Origin of the sequence: Nocardia implantans (assembly GCF_035544775.1) — a bacterium.
Taxonomy (GTDB): domain Bacteria; phylum Actinomycetota; class Actinomycetes; order Mycobacteriales; family Mycobacteriaceae; genus Nocardia; species Nocardia implantans.
The window spans coordinates 200,067-215,489 of record NZ_JAYKYQ010000004.1 but is presented as its reverse complement, the minus strand read 5'-3'; the positions used below and the strand labels follow the sequence as shown (position 1 = coordinate 215,489).

The window sequence follows — 15,423 nt, the reverse complement described above, 5'->3', positions numbered from 1 at the left end:
AACCGCCTCCGGCCCGCGACACGTCCGTGCGAACCAGCCCGACACGCCGGTTTTACGTGAATTCACCGAGTGGCGCGCGTCACTCGCCGGTCTTCGACTCGATAACCGGCCCTGAGGGGTGTAAGTATTGCGTCACCCGGGTATCCGTTCAGAGCCTCGGCCGCCCTAAGAAAGGAAACGCACGTGTCGTATCTGCTCCGCGTGCAACTTCCGGATCGACCGGGAAGCCTCGGTGCGCTCGCCCTCGCACTCGGCTCCGTCGGCGCCGACATCCTCTCGCTGGACGTGGTGGAGCGCGGCGCGGGCTACGCCGTCGACGACCTGGTCGTCGAGGTGCCCTCCGGCGCACTCCCCGACACCCTCATCACCGCCGCCGAATCGATCGGCGACGTGCACGTGGACTCGATCCGCCCGTACTCCGGCGTGCTCGACACCCACCGCGAACTCGAACTCATCGATCAGGTGGCCAGCGCCCGCGACGACCGGATGCAAGTGCTGGTTGACGGCGTGCCCCGGGTGCTGCGGGTCGGCTGGAGCACGATCATCGACATCGGGCCGCACGGGGCCTACCGCGTGGTGGGCAGCCCGAGTGCCCCACAGACACAAGCGGGTTCGGCGCCGTGGATGCCGCTGGAGAAGCCGACGGTGCTCGATCCGGAAGCCGATTGGGTGCCGGAGATCTGGCGCGACATGGACACCAAACTCGCCGCCGCTCCGCTCGGCAACACCGGCAAGGTGCTGCTGCTCGGCAGGCCGGGCGGTCCCGACTTCCGGCCCTCCGAGGTGGCCCGTCTCGGCTACCTCGCCGGAATCGTCGCCACCGTCCTCGGCTGATCCCAACGGGCGCTGCGGCTTTTCGCGGCGCGAACGAGGACATCCAGGCGAGATTTCGGCGCGTCGCCGATCGAGCGCCCGGCAGGGTGGTGCCACCGCACCGGGAGCCCCATGGAAACAGGTGCTCGACGCCCTGCCCGGGAGCTTCCGTCTGTGACGGCCGGACGAACCTAGGCGGAATCGCCGGAAGAGCCGAGCGGTAGCCGGAGTACGTGCAGCAACTCCCCCGCGGAGGTACGCCAGTCCCGGCTCGGCACGGGACGGAAGCCGAAGCGGTCGTATATCCGCCGGGCGTCGGCCATGGCGGCCATGGTGGTGAGGGCGACCGCCGCGCAACCTTCCGCGCGGGCGAGGTCGATCACGGTGCGCACCAACGCCGTTCCCGCGCCGAGCCCGCGCGCGGCCTTCGCGACCGCGAGCATCCGGAACTCCAGCTCACCCGGCAGCGCGATCTCCGCGTAGGGACTGCCCGCCGGTGCGACCGTGAGCGAGCCGACGATCCGGTCCCCGTGCGTGGCGACCAGGATCCGGGCCGACGCGGCGCGGCGCGCGGTGTCGGCCAGCTCCCCCGCGTACCAACTGCCCGCCTCCACATAGCCCTCGCCGACGTAGACCTCCACCGTGAGCTCGCCGATCGCCGCGTACTCCTCCGGCCGCGCCGCCCGGACGACGACATTCGCGTCCCGCACATCCATACCCGGCATGATGCCATCCGCCATAACGTGAGCTACGGCACATTGTCCTCGGTGCGGGACGCACTGCCCGGGCACCGCTTCGGCATGTCACCTGCCGACTCGGCGTCTCCCGCGGGCCGCGGCGACCGCTCAGCCGGGACGAGAGATCTGCCAGTGGTCGGGCTTGCCCGCCGGATAGACGACGGTGAGCAGATCGCCGATCGACGGCCAGGAGCGCGTGTCCCAGACGAAACGGCCGTACACGATCTTGCCGGGGACCGAAGGACCGGTCAGTTTCCCGGTGATCGTCACGTACTGCTCGCCGGAGGCGTCCGGACAGGGGCTCACGCCGGTGATGTACAGCGTGCCCTCCTCCGGGTTCGCCGGGCGGTAGCCGCGCTTGCCTCGGATGGCGAACACGATCAGCGACACCAGCGCGGCGGTCAGGGTCACGAGCGCGACGAACTCCAGCATGTCCCCATGCTAGGTGCGCGTCACACCGGGGTGAGTTCGCTGGCGCCCTGCGCGGTGCGGCGGACCTGCCAGACCGACGTGCGGGTGCGCTGCGAGCGCCCGTTGCCCCGGTCGATCAGCGTCCGATTGTTCGTGGTGAAGATCAACTGCGCCCCGCGCGCGTTCGTCTCGGGGTTCTGGAACAGCTGGATCAACCGATCGGTCTCCTCGGCGGGCAGGCACGCGCCGATGTCGTCGACGGCGAGCACCCGGCCCGCGTCCAGCGCGTCGAGCATGGCGGGCAGCACCCGCAGCAACGACAGCGTGGCGGAGGATTCGTCGCCGAGGCCGAACGGGGCGTCGATGCCGTCGTGCACCAGGCTCAGGCCGACGCCGCGCCGGGCCACCATGCGCGTGTACAGCGCGTCGCGCGCGGCCTTCAGATTGGTCAGCTCGCGCTCGAGCAGCACGGCGGTCAGGCCGTTGTCGCGCAGCAACTGGTCGGCATAGGCGGGCGATGAGGCGCACAGGTCGATCTGCTTGCCCAAGCCGGCGATGTCGGCGTCCAGGTCGCGCAGGTAGTCGGCGTACATCGGATCGTGTTCGGCGACGAGCAGGTCGGTAATGCCCAGCTCGGCCGTGCGCAGCAGCGTCAGCAGCCGCGCCGCGTTGTCCGGCGAGCGGGAGATGTGGCTGCCGAGCCGGTGGGCGATGGCGTCGGGTTCCACGGGGCCGCGCTGCACCTCGAGCATGGATTCGAACCAGCGGTAGGCGGGCACCAGCGCGTCGGAGTACATCTGCCCGGCCAGGCTGAGCAGCAGGGAGTTCGGGCGCACCAGCGGAGCCAGCGCGGTGATGCCGTAGCGCGCCGCCTCGAACATCGGACCGATCTTGATCTGTTCGTCGTTGCGCTCGAACACGATTCGCTTGCGCGACCGCGGTTGGGTGTGCAGCCATTCCGCTGTCACGTCGGCGTTGTCCAAGCGGAACCCGTAGGTGTACGGCACGCCCTCGGCGACGAACGCCGCCACGAATTGCGAAGGCCGGTCCGGGAATCCGAGGTGCGGCGCCCTGACAGGACCCGCGTACGGGTCCCACCCGGTCACCGAGTGCAGCACCGCGTCGCGCATCTGCCAGAGCGCATCGATCAGGTTCGTCTTGCCCGCAGCGGCGCCGCCGTGCACCGCGGTCACCGGCACCGCCACCGGCCCGCTCCCCTTGGTGAGCCGCAACTCCTGCTCGTCGGCCAGCGATCTGTGATTGGTCACCTGAAAACAGCGCAGCATGCCGCCATACTTCCGTCTGCGCGACGGCCGGGCGACATCAGGCCGGTGACCTCCGCGATCCGCGCCGGGTCCGGTCCCCGTTCGGGATACCCACCCGGCAGGCTCGCAGATCTGCTCGCCGCGGCGTCGAACATCTTCGTCTTCGGTGCCTGATCAGGACCGCTACCTGGTCGAACAGGTCTGGGACCGATGATCGGCGGTCGGCGGCACGATACCCTGAGCGCATGACCGAGGCTTCGATCGCCTACCGCTGGACGCGCAGCGAGTTCCTGCGCGCGTGGGAGGCGGGCGCGTTCGACCATCGCGTAGAACTGGTCGAGGGGGAGTTATGGCCGGTGGTTATCGGGTCGTAGCACGGCCGAGCGGTGTTTCGCATCGCGCGGGAACTTCCGACCAAGGGCGTCGAGGTGACCAGCGAGACGCTACCCACCGCCCAGTCGCTACCCGATCCCGACTGCTGGGTACTGCGGGCAGACGCGGACCAGGTCGACTCGATCGGCACCGAGATCGCCGTGTGGGACCCCGCCGATGTACTCCTCGTCATCGAAATCTCCGACGAAACGGTGATGCAAGATCTCGGCGTCAAAGCGAAACTGTATGGTCAGGCGGGATATTCGACCTACTGGGTAGTCACGAGAACCGTGATCTATGAGCACACCGAACCGATACCCACGGGTTACCGGACTCGCAAAGAGTACCGGCCTGGCGACCGCATCCCGGTCCACCATGCGGACACCACCATCGCCGTCGACGACTTACTGTTCCCGGAGTAGTCGCAGGTCCGTCGCCAGGACAGCAGCGGTGATAGCGGGTTAGCATGCCTGCACGCCGCGGTCGTGCCGCGGCGTACTGCCGGAGTTGTGCGATGGGATGAGGGTAACGATGGGATCGACGGTTCGTCGTGTGGTGGGCGGAGGCTCCGTCGTCGCGGCGCTCGCGCTGGGCTCGCTGGTCGTGGCGCCGGAAGCGGTGGCGGACGCGCCGTGTCCGGAGGGCACAGCGCGCGTGTTCCTGGCCAACAGCACGAACACCTGCCAGGGCGGTGGAACGGTGAGTTACGACCCGCCCGGCGTGGTGTCGAAGGTCTGCTCGACGGCGAGCGCGGACGTGTCCGCCGAGGCGACGTTCAAGAATCGCCGCGGCAAGATCATCACGCAGAAGCTGGATCTCAGCGACGGCCGCTGCGGGCGGTTCGATATCGCGGGCCAGCTGGGCGCCACGGTCACGGTCAGCTGAGCGGCCCGCTCCCGAACAGCAGCGCGCTGTCGCCGAACTCGTGCCACAGGTAGCCGGTGTCCACGGCCGCGGCATAGGCGGCGGCGACGGTTTCCTCGCCCGCCACCGCTACCAGCAGATCCAGGTGTGACGCGCCGGGCGCGTGCCAACCGGTGATCAGACCGTCCACCACGCGAGCCGGTCGCCGCGCGCCGAGCACCAGGTCTGTCCACCCGTGCGACGCGTGGACCAGCCCGGATGGGTCGGCGGCGGTCTCCAGCGCCCGCGTCACCGTCGTGCCCACCGCCACGACCCGCCCACCGGCGGCTTTCGTGTCGTTCACCAGCCGCGCCGTCGCGGCGGGGACGGCGAACCGCTCCGGGCTCGGCGGCTCTCCGGCCTCCGGCGAGGACACCCCGGTGTGCAGGGTGATCGGCGCGAGAGCGACGCCCGCCGCGATCAGGTCCAGCACCAGACGCTCGGTGAACGGGCGCGCGGCACTCGGCATTTCCGCGCTGCCCGGCACGCGGCCGAAGACCGTCGTGTAGTAGGCGGCCGACCACCGTTGCGGCACATAGGAGTATGTGATCGGCCGGCCGTGGGCGGCGAGCAACAGGGATACGTCGCCGGTGATGTCCGCACTCCAGAGCCTGCGTCCACCGGCGAGCCAGGGCGCGCGCAGTGTCGCCGCCGCACCCGGCAACCGCAGCACGGTTCCGGCCGAGAGTCGCTCGGCCGGATAGGGAGTGCGCTCGGTGGTCCGCACCTCCACCACCCAGCGGCCGTCGTCCAGCCAGGTGGCGAAGTGCAGGACGACCGGCTCGCCCGCCGCCGTGGCGTCGACCGCCGCCGGCATGGTCGCCGAGTTGTTCACCACCAGCAGATCACCCGCGCGCAGGCGGTCGGGCAGCTCCCGGAATCGGGAGTGCGTCAGTCCGTCGTCGGCGACGAGCAAACGCACCTCGTCACGCGCCATCCCCCTCGCCTCGGGCGGGACCGTGGCGTGGCGTTCCAGGGACAGGTCGAAAGTCGGCAGTTCGGTCGGCACCGTCATGACGCACGCCCGGCCACGAAATCCGCGGCGGCATAACGCCCGTTCTTCGGCTTCTCGGCCAGCAGCCGCAGCAGCGCGGGCACCACCGTCGCAGGCTCCGGCCGGTCGGAGATGTCGACGCCCGGAAACGCCGCCTGATGCATCTCGGTGCGCATGTCGCCGGGATCGAAGGCATAGATGGAAAGGTCCGGATGTTCCGCGCCGAGGATCGCGGTGAGCTGATCGAGCGCGGCCTTGGACGCGCCGTATCCACCCCACGTGGGATACGGCTCCACCGCCGCGTCGGAGCTGATGTTCACCACGGCACCGTCCGGCCGCAGCAGCGGCAGCGCGATCCGGGTAATCGCCAGTGGCGCAACCACATTCGTGCACAGAACGCGCTCGAACTCGTCGAGCGGATAGTCCGCGAGGCCGGGCAGCGGACTGGGCCCGAGACGGCTGGCGTTGTTCACCACCAGGGCCAGCTCCCCCGCACCGCGTGCGGCGTCCGCCAACCGGGCGCGATCCGCCGGATCGGTGACGTCGCCGGGCACCGCCACGAACGACGGCCCCAGTTCAGTGGCCACCCGCGCCAACCGGTCTGCGCGACGCCCCGTCCCCAGCACCCGCCACCCTTGTTCGATCAGTGCTCGCGCGAGCGCCGCGCCGAATCCGGCCGACGCACCGGTGATCAATGCGGTAGGACGAGACATGAGGACCTCCTGGTAGTCGCCTACCAGTCGATCCTCATACCTCAACGTATCTTCAGGTCAAGCGCCGATCACTCCTCGGCTTCGGCGTCCTCCGCGGCCGTCTCGGGTGTGACCGCCTCCGGACCGCCGGCCAGCAGCCGCTGAAAGCCTTCCTCGTCGAGAATCGGCACACCGAGTTCCTCCGCTTTGGCGGCCTTGGATCCGGGCGCGTCACCGACCACCACGAACGCGGTCTTCTTCGAGACCGAACTGGCCGCCTTGCCGCCACGCACCAGGATGGCCTCCTTGGCACCGTCGCGGGTGAAACCCTGCAGCGAACCGGTCACCACGATGGACAGGCCCTCCAGGTTGCGTTCGATGGATTCGTCGCGTTCGTCCTCCATTCGCACACCCGCGGCCCGCCACTTCGCCACAACGGCTCGGTGCCAGTCCACGGTGAACCACTCCTTCACCGCGGCCGCGATGGTGGGGCCGACGCCGTCGGCTGCGGCCAATTCCTCGACCGACGCCGCCTCGATGCGATCCAGACTGCCGAACTCGGCGGCCAGCGCCCGCGCCGCGGTGGGGCCGACGTGCCGGATGGACAGTCCGACCAGCACCCGCCACAGCGGCCGGTTCTTGACCGCGGCCAGGTTCTCCAGCAGCCGCTTGCCGTTGGCGGAGAGACTGCCGTTCTTGTTGGCGTACAGCGATGTGGTCAGCAGCGCCGCCTCGTCCAGGTCGAACAGGTCACCCTCGTCGGTGATGGCGCCGGACTTCAGCAGATCGATCGCGCCTTCGTAACCGAGGGCTTCGATGTCGAACGCGCCGCGGCCTGCCACGTGGTAGACGCGCTCGCGCAACTGGGCCGGGCAGAACTGCTGGTTCGGACAGCGGATGTCGGCGTCGCCCTCCTTCTCCGGCCGCAGTTCGGTGCCGCACTCCGGACAGTGCGTCGGCATGACGAATTCCCGCGCGTCTTCGGGGCGCGCGTCCACCACCGGGCCCAGCACCTCCGGGATCACGTCGCCCGCCTTGCGAATGGTGACCGTGTCGCCGATCAGCACGCCTTTGCGCTTGACCTCGGCCGCGTTGTGCAAGGTGGCCATCGCGACCGTCGACCCGGCGACGGACACCGGCTCCATCACCGCGAACGGCGTCACCCGGCCGGTGCGGCCGACGTTCACCTGGATGTTCAGCAGCTTGGTCGTCGCCTCCTCGGGCGGGTACTTGTAGGCGATCGCCCAGCGCGGCGCGCGCGAGGTGGAGCCGAGACGGCGTTGCAGCGCGGTCTCGTCGACCTTGATCACCTGGCCGTCGATCTCGTGCTCGATGTCGTGCCGGTGCTCGCCCCAATACGCGACCCGCTCGATCACCGCGTCGATGCCCTGCACCCGCCTGGTGTGCTCGGACACCGGCAGGCCCCACGCGGCGAGCGCGCGGTACGCCTCGTACTGCGAGGTCGGCGTGTAGCCCTCGATCCGGCCGAAGCCGTGACAAATCATCCGCAGTCTGCGCCGCGCGGTGACCGACGGGTCCTTCTGCCGCAGCGAACCGGCCGCGGTGTTGCGCGGGTTGGCGTAGGGCGGCTTGCCCTCGGCCACGATGGCGGCGTTGAGCGTCTCGAAATCCTCCAGCCGGAAGTACACCTCGCCGCGGACCTCGAGCAGTTCCGGGACCGGGAACTCCTCGCTGGGGGTGAGCTCGCCGGGGATGTCGTCGATGGTGCGGGCGTTGAGCGTCACGTCTTCGCCGGTGCGTCCGTCGCCTCGGGTGGCGCCGCGGATCAGCCTGCCGTTCTGATAGACCAGGTTCAGCGCGACGCCGTCGATCTTGACCTCGCACAGATAGTGCAGGTCCGGCCCGGTCTCCGCCTCCACCCGGGCGGCCCAGGCGCGCAGTTCGCCGACGTCGAACACATTGTCCAGCGACAGCATCCGCTCGAGGTGGTCGACGGCGGTGAAATCGGTCGCGAATCCCCCGCCGACGAGCTGGGTCGGCGAATCCGGCGTGCGCAGGTCGGGGTGCTCGTCCTCCATGGCCTGCAACCGTCGCAACAGCGCGTCGAACTCCCCGTCGGAGATGATCGGCGCGTCCCGGACGTAGTAGCGGAACTGGTGCTCACGCACCTCGTCCGCGAGTTGCTGCCACTCCACCCGCTGCTCTGGCGTCGCCGGGGCCGCCGCGCTCTCGCTGTCACTCACCCATCGCACATTAGCGGAGGCCACCGACAGGCAGCCGCCGTGTTCGCGCACGTCGCCGCCTTGAAAGAAACGAAGTCCGACCGGTCCGTTTCCCGGCGCGAGCACAGGCGTTCCTGCGGTCGGCGGCCTCTCCGCGCGGTCTGCCCCGGGTCTCGACGGCGCGGCACCCCGGCAGATCGAGTCATCCCGGCGAACAGACTTGCCCCGATGGCCCGGACAACAGGATGACGAGTCCGAACCCACACATCATGGCGAGAATCCCGAAGCCGCTCGAGAAGAATCGAACGCGACTGATCCGACGGCGATGCGCCGACAGATCAGCGAGCAGAGCGCACCCGGCGACCAGCATGACGCCCCCGCCGGCGATCTGAAAGCCTTGTGCCGCTCGGAACGCCTCTTCGCGTGCGGCGCTGTCGCAGTAATCCATGAGCCCGTCGGTGAAGAGGAGATATCCACCGAGGTAGATGGCCGGGCCGAGCAGAACCGAGCCGACGGTATAGATCAACGCGAGTACGACCGGACGTTCCAGTGGTTGCACCATGCGCACCGTAGTTCACCCCCAGCGCTGGCGATCCACGAGCGGAACCCCCGACGCCCACAAGCGAGCTGTTTCCGCGACGAAGGCGGTCGGCCCAGGCGGCGATTCGCGTTCCGCGGCGACGTCAGGAGAACGAAAGCTCTTCCGGCTCTTCGGCATACGCGCGTGCGACGTCCACGGCCAGACGCAGCGCTCTTCTGCTCCACTCCAGCGGCGCGCCCGCCAGGCCGCACGCGGGGCTGACCGCGACCCGCTGCGCCAGCGTGCGGCGGCCGAAGCCGAGCCGATCGATCAACCGCACCCCCGGCTCGGCGAAGGTCCGCCAGGTGACCGCCGTGGCAGGCGCCTCGGTGGGGATGACGCCGAGCACCAGCTGCTTGCCCGCCTCCAATGCCTCCCCGACCTCGTCGAGCTGCCCGGTGCCGATGGCGCCCAGATCGAATCCGATCGCCGCGGCGGCGCTGCGGCGCATCGCGCCGAGGGCAGGCGGCTCGGCGCAGCTGTGCAGCAGCACCGGCGCCGATTGGGCGGTGATCACCGTGTCCAGGACGGCCAGCGCCTCGGGCTCGGGGAGGGCGCGCACGGTGTTCAGCACGCTCACCCCGCGCAGCGAACCGTTCAGCACCGCGGTCAGCGACGGTTCGTCCAGCTGCACGACGACCTGCGCGCCGAGCCGCTTGCGCACCTCCGTAACGTGCTGCGCCAACCCTTCGGCCAGGGATTCCGACAGGTCGCGCACCGCGCCGGGATCGGTGAGCACGCGATGCCCTCCGGGCAGCTCGACCTGCGCGGCCAGTGTCAGCGGGCCCGCCGACTGCACCTTCACCGGACGGCCGCGACCGGAGAGACCGGCGTTCTCCCACGCTTCCTCGAGCGCGTCCAGATCGGTCCGCAGCAGGTCATGTGCCCGCCGCGACACCGCGCCCGGACGCGGCGCGAGCCGGTAGCCCCTCGGCGTGGTGTCGAAGCGCAGGTCGACCAGCACCGCGGAGGACCGGCCGATCAGGTCGGCGCCCGCGCCGCGAGCAGGCAACTCCACCAGGTGCGGCAGCTCGCCGAGTTCACCGACGACGGTCGCGGCGGCCTCGCGCGGGTCGGTGCCGGGCCAGGAGCCGACGCCGGTGGCGATCCCGCCCCGCAGGACAGGTTCGGTCGCCACGTCCACGCCGTCTGGCGCCAGGTCATCCGTGCCGGTCTCGTACACCGCTGCCGTACTCCGTCCGTTCGATTCCGCCACTACGGGATCCCACCGTCCGCAACGGCTGTCCAGGTCTTTCGGTCTGCACACCGCAGTCGGGCTGCGCGGGAAACGGACGAGCCGCACCGCGCCGAGCGGATCACCGCGCCGCCTCGGCCCCCGCTTCGCTCGTGACGGACTCCCGCGCGGTGCCGGAGATGGTGCCGCTGCCGATCACCTCGTCACCCTCGGGATCCGGACGATAGAGCACCACGGCCTGACCACGCGCGACGCCCGTCAGCGGCTCACGCAGCCGCACGGTGAGCCCGTCCCCCATCGCCTCGGCGACCGCGGGCGCGGTGCCGCCGTGCGCGCGCACCTGCGCCACGCAGTCGATCGGGCCCGCCGGCGCGGAGCCGGAGGTCCAGATCGCGCGCTCCGCCTCGACCGTCCAGACCCGCAGGTCCTCGGCCGAACCGACGCGAACCGTGCCGGACTCGGGATCGATGCCGGTGACGTAGCGCGGCTTGCCGTCGGCGGCGGGACCCGGCAGCCCGAGCCCCTTGCGTTGACCGATGGTGAACCCGTGCACGCCCTCGTGCCGCGCGAGTTCCCGCCCGTCGGAGTCGACCACCGCACCGGGGCGGATGCCGATCTTCGCGCCGAGGAAGGCGCGGGTGTCGCCGGAGGGGATGAAGCAGATGTCGTGACTGTCCGGCTTGTTCGCGACGGCGAGGCCGCGCTCGGCGGCCTCGGCGCGGATCTGCGGCTTGGGGGTGTCGCCGACCGGGAACATCGCACGGGAGAGTTGCTGCGCGGTCAGCACCGCCAGCACGTAGGACTGGTCCTTGTCGGCGTCGACGGCACGGCGCAGCACACCATCCTCCAGACGCGCGTAGTGGCCGGTGACCACGGCGTCGAAGCCGAGCGCCACGGCGCGATCGGCCAGCGCGGAGAACTTGATCTTCTCGTTGCAGCGCAGGCACGGATTCGGCGTCTCACCCGCCGCGTAGGCCGCGACGAAGTCGTCGATGACGTCTTCCTTGAAGCGGTCGGCGAAATCCCAGACATAGAAGGGGATGCCGAGCACGTCGGCGGCGCGCCGAGCGTCACCGGCGTCCTCCTTCGAGCAGCAACCGCGCGATCCGGTGCGCAACGTGCCCGGCGTGGCCGACAGCGCCAGATGCACGCCGACCACCTCGTGACCGGCGTCGACGGCACGCGCCGCCGCCACGGCCGAATCCACACCACCGCTCATCGCGGCGAGTACCCGCATCAGACACCTCCTTTCGCACCGGCCAAGCCCGCGGCCTTGGCCCGCTCAACCACCTGTGGCAAGACTGCCAGGACCGCATCGACGTCGGCGCGCGTCGAAGTGTGCCCCAGCGAGAAGCGCAGCGATCCGCGCGCCTGCCACGGCTCGACGCCCATGGCGATCAGCACGTGACTCGGCGTGGCGACGCCCGCGGTGCACGCCGAACCCGTCGAGCATTCGATTCCCGCCGCGTCCAGCAGCATCAGCAGCGAATCTCCTTCGCAGCCGGGAAAGGTGACGTGCACGTTGCCGGGCAGTCGCCCGTCGCCGACGGGACCGTTGAGCAGTGCGTCGGGCGCGGTCGCGCGGATGCCGTCGATCAGCGCGTCGCGCAAAGCCACCAGCTCGGCGGTCCTGGCATGGCGTTCGATCGAGGTCTGGCGCAGCGCGGCGGCGAGCCCGATCGCGGCCGCCGTGTCCGAGGTGCCCGACCGCAGGTCGCGCTCGTGCCCGCCGCCGTGCAGCAGGGGCACGCACGGCACCTGCCTGCCGAGCAGCAGCACCCCGATACCGTGCGGCCCGCCGACCTTGTGCCCGGCGAAGCTGGCCGCGGAAAGGCCGCTCGCGCCGAAATCGATGGGCAGCTGCGCCGCCGCCTGCACCGCGTCGCTGTGCATCGGCACGCCGAATTCCGCGGCGACGGAGGCCAGCTCGCCGATCGGCTGGATCGTGCCGACCTCGTTGTTCGCCCACATGACGGTGACCAGCGCGACGTCGTCGGGATGGGCGGAAAGCGCCGCGCGCAGCGCCGCGGGCGCGACCACGCCGTCGGCGTCCACCGGCAGCCAGGTGACCTGCGCGCCCTCGTGCCGCTCCAGCCACTCCACCGCGTCGATCACCGCGTGATGCTCGACGGAGCTGGCGATGATTCGGCTGCGGCGCGGATCGGCGTCGCGGCGCGCCCAGAAGATGCCCTTCACCGCCAGGTTGTCGCTCTCGGTGCCGCCTGAGGTGAAGATGACCTCCGACGGCCGGGCGCCCAGGTCCGCCGCGATCGACTCGCGCGCTTCCTCCAGCAGCCGCCGGGCGGCGCGCCCCGAGCCGTGCAGCGACGACGCGTTGCCCGTGCTGCGCAGGGCAGCCGTCATCGCCTCGATGGCCGCGGGCAGCATCGGTGTGGTGGCCGCGTGATCGAGGTAGACCGTCTGGGGCGCAGCACCGTTGACCGGACCCGAAAAAGCCGACTTCATGACCAGTTAAGGATAGCCGTCACGCTCAGCCGGTTATTCCCCCCTGCTCGCCCGCCCGCGCGGGGTCCGTTCCGCGGCGCCGCGCCCGGCCGAAGGCCCTGCGACCGGGGAGATCTCAGGGTATTCACCTATTGAATGCGCCGCTGAATAGCGGTACGTTGTTCAGCGTGTTGGTCGCTGGTCCGCTTCGTTCGCGGCGCGGACTCCGGGGCGGGAACCCGGAGCGGTCGACCCACGGACGAATCGATAGTGAGGAAGTTCCGATGAACCCACGCACCCATGGACGTACGCGACGTGCGCTGGCACGCGCCGCCGCCGCGTCCGTTCTCGCCCTGATGCCGGTCGCCGCCGTCGCGGTGCCCGCGCTCGCCGACCCCATCGTGCTCGAGCCCGCCGACCAGCTCGACGCGACCCACGGCCGCCACGGCCACGACGACTGGAATCGCGGCAGGCACAACGACTGGAACCGCGGCCGCCACGACGACTGGTTCCGCGGCCGCGACCGCCACGACGACTGGGACCACGGCAGGTGGGACCACAGGTGGCGTCCGCCGACGGGAAGCGGCTTCTGAGTTCTTCCTTATATTCCGGGGCGAGCCGACATCGGCTAGCCCCGGACTCATGTGCAGCACCACGCGTTCAACGCGAGTGCTCAACGGCCGGCGGCCCACCGCGGAACGTCCGTGAGTGGCACATGGCTGTGGCAAATCCCGAGTAGACCTCTCGGTGGTGTGCCACTCGCGGAGCCTGTGCTCGATTCACCGCGCGGCCGCAGTGCTCCGGCGACCGCGCAGAACCGGGCGGCGGCGCGGGCGGCGCACCTCCGGGGCGTCGGTCGCGAGCGACGGATCCTGCACCCGTGTGTGCCCGGCCTCGATCCACTCCGTGCCGTCAAGCGCGTCGTGCGCGGCGCCGCGGACGGCGGCTTCGCAGCGGCGGGCCAGTTCGCGCCGGTCGGCGCCGGGCTCCAGCACCGGCTCCAGCACCACTTCGGCGACCATTCCGCGCGAACGAAGTACGCGCCGGGCGGAGGAGGCGAAGGTGTCGACGCCGACGAAGGCGGGCACCGTGCACGGCACGCCGTGCCGGTCCAGGTACCGCAACCGCACCGGCTGCACGGGGGTGCGGGTGTCCACCGCCGCCTGGAACAACGCGGGTCGTATGGTGCCGTAGGCACGGCCACACCAGGTGGTGCCCTCGGGGAAGACGCCGATCCGTTCACCGGCGGCCAACCGCGCTCCGATCGCGGCCACCACGCCGGGCAGCCCGCGCAGGCTCTCGCGCTCGATCGGGATGACCCGCATCAACTTGGCGAGGTTGCCGATCAGCGGCCAGTCCACCATGTCGGCGCGGGCCACGAAGCCGAGCGGCTGCACCGAAGCCAGCGCGACGATGTCGGTCCAGCTGATGTGCCCGGCGACGACCAGCACACCCCGGTCCGCGGCGCCGAAGCCGGCGGGTGCGAGCGCGGTATCGCCCTCATCGACGACACCGCGCTCGCCTGCCGCCACCCGGTGGTCGACCACGCGCAACCGCAGGCCGAGGCAACCTAGCAGTAAGCGCGCGTAGCCGCGTTGCAACGGCGCACGCTTGCCGCGCGGGGTAACCGTGTGCGCGATCGGATAGCTGAGCAGCAGTCCGGCGATTCCGGCCAGCCGGGCGGCCACCCGTGCGGGGCCGACCTCATCGATCGCATCGATGCACCCGGGACCGCAGGGGCTCGACGGCATCCATGCGTGCGCAGCGGACGTGGCGGGCGGCGCGTCGAAGACCACGGTCCTCACCGTCCCCCGTCGAACGACGCGGCGGCGTCTTGTAGTCGCTCGAGGTAGCGGGTGTTGATGGTGTTCAGCCCCAACAGCGCGACGAAGTCGGCCACCGCGAAAGCGGGATCGTGGGCTGGCTCGCCGCAGATCTCCGCGCCCAGCCGCAGGTAGCCGCGCACCAGCGGGGGCAGCTTCGGCCGCCCCGGCGGCGTCAGTTCGTCCAGCGTCTTCCCGTCGACGGTCACCGGGTTGTACGGGTGCACCCGGCGCTCCGGGTCGGAGGCGTGCCTGCCCAGCAGCATGTCGCGCACACCGCGCACGTTCACGCCCGGCGGATCGGCCGGGGTGTCGCGCATCGGCACCGACACGCAGCCCATCACCCACTCGTAGCCGGTGAGCTGGATGTAGTGCAGGATCCCCGCCCACATGAGGGTGAGCACCGAGCCGTTGCGGTGGTCGGGAACCACGCACGCGCGGCCCATCTCGACGATCCGCATGCCTTCCGGATCGAGTTGGGTGAGGTCGAATTCCGTCGCGGTGTAGTACCCGCCCGCCGCGGCGACCTTGTCCGGCGGCAGCATCCGGTAGCAGCCGACGAACTCGCCGCCGGCGTCGTCGCGCACCAGCATGTGGTCGCAGTGCTCGTCGAAACGGTCGGCGTCCAAACCGGTTCCGTCGTCCGGGATCTGAAAGCCCGGCTCGTTGGCGAACACGTTGTAGCGCAGGCGTTGCGCGGCGATACGGTGGTCGAGGTCGGAGGAGACCACCAGCGAGTAGCGCGACCGTCCCTCACCGGAGTCCGTCGGTCGAGCCGGGGCCGTCAGCACGGACGAAATAGTCATATCCACGATGAAGCCAGTCCGACAATGCGTCCCAGCAACCTCGAAGTGTCGCCGCGATGCCGGTTGGGTGAACGAGACGGCTGTCACACCGAGCGTTCACCGAACGGTTCCGCCGCGTTCGCCCCTCCGCATAGAAACCGCTTCCGACATGCGGTTTACCGCCCGAATCGCGCTCGAGGCCGATGCGGTGCGACAGTCGCGCGC

General features: G+C 70.4%; 17 protein-coding genes. 5 read left to right on the top strand and 12 right to left on the bottom strand.

Going from position 1 to position 15,423, the window contains the following annotated elements; translation table 11 throughout:
* Positions 1-183 precede the first annotated feature (183 nt).
* A complete protein-coding gene (locus U3653_RS11525; RefSeq protein ID WP_195078610.1) occupies positions 184-834 on the top strand; it encodes an ACT domain-containing protein in 651 nt (216 codons plus the stop codon).
* Between the two features lie 170 nt (positions 835-1,004).
* Here U3653_RS11525 and U3653_RS11520 read toward each other — a convergent pair whose 3' ends face one another.
* From U3653_RS11520 to U3653_RS11510, 3 genes are all read right to left on the bottom strand, one after another.
* A complete protein-coding gene (locus U3653_RS11520; RefSeq protein WP_397068954.1) occupies positions 1,005-1,529 on the bottom strand; it encodes a GNAT family N-acetyltransferase in 525 nt (174 codons plus the stop codon).
* A 129-nt stretch (positions 1,530-1,658) separates the two neighbouring features.
* Positions 1,659-1,982: a hypothetical protein gene (locus U3653_RS11515; RefSeq protein WP_195078608.1), complete on the bottom strand. Its 324-nt coding sequence runs from the start codon at positions 1,980-1,982 to the stop codon at positions 1,659-1,661.
* Positions 1,983-2,002: 20 nt separating this feature from the next.
* Complete coding sequence (locus U3653_RS11510) at positions 2,003-3,247, bottom strand: AAA family ATPase (protein ID WP_195078607.1); 1,245 nt, start codon at positions 3,245-3,247, stop codon at positions 2,003-2,005.
* A 224-nt stretch (positions 3,248-3,471) separates the two neighbouring features.
* On the opposite strand from U3653_RS11510, the gene U3653_RS11505 reads away from it, so the two are divergent.
* The 3 genes from U3653_RS11505 (at position 3,472) to U3653_RS11495 (ending at position 4,483) form a co-directional block, all read left to right on the top strand.
* Positions 3,472-3,600 (top strand): hypothetical protein, encoded by a 129-nt coding sequence (locus tag U3653_RS11505; protein ID WP_323124190.1) that lies wholly within the window; start codon positions 3,472-3,474, stop codon positions 3,598-3,600.
* A 54-nt stretch (positions 3,601-3,654) separates the two neighbouring features.
* Positions 3,655-4,020 (top strand): Uma2 family endonuclease, encoded by a 366-nt coding sequence (locus U3653_RS11500; protein WP_195078606.1) that lies wholly within the window; start codon positions 3,655-3,657, stop codon positions 4,018-4,020.
* Between the two features lie 109 nt (positions 4,021-4,129).
* A complete protein-coding gene (locus U3653_RS11495; RefSeq protein ID WP_195042240.1) occupies positions 4,130-4,483 on the top strand; it encodes a hypothetical protein in 354 nt (117 codons plus the stop codon).
* Here U3653_RS11495 and U3653_RS11490 read toward each other — a convergent pair.
* From U3653_RS11490 to U3653_RS11460, 7 genes are all read right to left on the bottom strand, one after another.
* On the bottom strand, positions 4,476-5,516 hold the full coding sequence (locus U3653_RS11490) for an S-adenosylmethionine:tRNA ribosyltransferase-isomerase (RefSeq protein ID WP_195078605.1): 1,041 nt from the start codon (positions 5,514-5,516) through the stop codon (positions 4,476-4,478). The two genes, U3653_RS11495 and U3653_RS11490, sit on opposite strands and share 8 nt — an antisense overlap.
* A complete protein-coding gene (locus U3653_RS11485; RefSeq protein ID WP_195078604.1) occupies positions 5,513-6,208 on the bottom strand; it encodes an SDR family NAD(P)-dependent oxidoreductase in 696 nt (231 codons plus the stop codon). The genes U3653_RS11490 and U3653_RS11485 overlap by 4 nt, the downstream gene beginning before the upstream one ends.
* A gap of 68 nt (positions 6,209-6,276) precedes the next feature.
* Entirely contained in the window at positions 6,277-8,391 is a 2,115-nt protein-coding gene (gene ligA / locus U3653_RS11480; RefSeq protein WP_195078603.1) for an NAD-dependent DNA ligase LigA, read from the bottom strand.
* A gap of 181 nt (positions 8,392-8,572) precedes the next feature.
* Positions 8,573-8,938, bottom strand: a complete 366-nt coding sequence (locus U3653_RS11475) for a hypothetical protein (RefSeq protein ID WP_195078602.1) — start codon at positions 8,936-8,938, stop codon at positions 8,573-8,575.
* A gap of 115 nt (positions 8,939-9,053) precedes the next feature.
* Positions 9,054-10,088: a methionine synthase gene (locus U3653_RS11470; protein WP_195078601.1), complete on the bottom strand. Its 1,035-nt coding sequence runs from the start codon at positions 10,086-10,088 to the stop codon at positions 9,054-9,056.
* Positions 10,089-10,266: 178 nt separating this feature from the next.
* Positions 10,267-11,382 carry a tRNA 2-thiouridine(34) synthase MnmA gene (mnmA, locus tag U3653_RS11465; protein ID WP_195078600.1) on the bottom strand — a complete coding sequence of 372 codons (1,116 nt, stop codon included), beginning with the start codon at positions 11,380-11,382 and terminating at the stop codon, positions 10,267-10,269.
* Entirely contained in the window at positions 11,382-12,611 is a 1,230-nt protein-coding gene (locus U3653_RS11460) for a cysteine desulfurase family protein (protein ID WP_195078599.1), read from the bottom strand. Before U3653_RS11460 ends, mnmA begins: the two co-directional genes overlap by 1 nt.
* Positions 12,612-12,874: 263 nt before the next feature.
* On the opposite strand from U3653_RS11460, the gene U3653_RS11455 reads away from it, so the two are divergent.
* A complete protein-coding gene (locus tag U3653_RS11455) occupies positions 12,875-13,183 on the top strand; it encodes a hypothetical protein (protein WP_195078598.1) in 309 nt (102 codons plus the stop codon).
* A gap of 186 nt (positions 13,184-13,369) precedes the next feature.
* Here U3653_RS11455 and U3653_RS11450 read toward each other — a convergent pair whose 3' ends face one another.
* Positions 13,370-14,395 carry a lysophospholipid acyltransferase family protein gene (locus tag U3653_RS11450; RefSeq protein WP_323124189.1) on the bottom strand — a complete coding sequence of 342 codons (1,026 nt, stop codon included), beginning with the start codon at positions 14,393-14,395 and terminating at the stop codon, positions 13,370-13,372.
* Positions 14,392-15,219 (bottom strand): GNAT family N-acetyltransferase, encoded by an 828-nt coding sequence (locus tag U3653_RS11445; RefSeq protein WP_195078597.1) that lies wholly within the window; start codon positions 15,217-15,219, stop codon positions 14,392-14,394. Before U3653_RS11445 ends, U3653_RS11450 begins: the two co-directional genes overlap by 4 nt.
* Positions 15,220-15,423 lie beyond the last annotated feature (204 nt).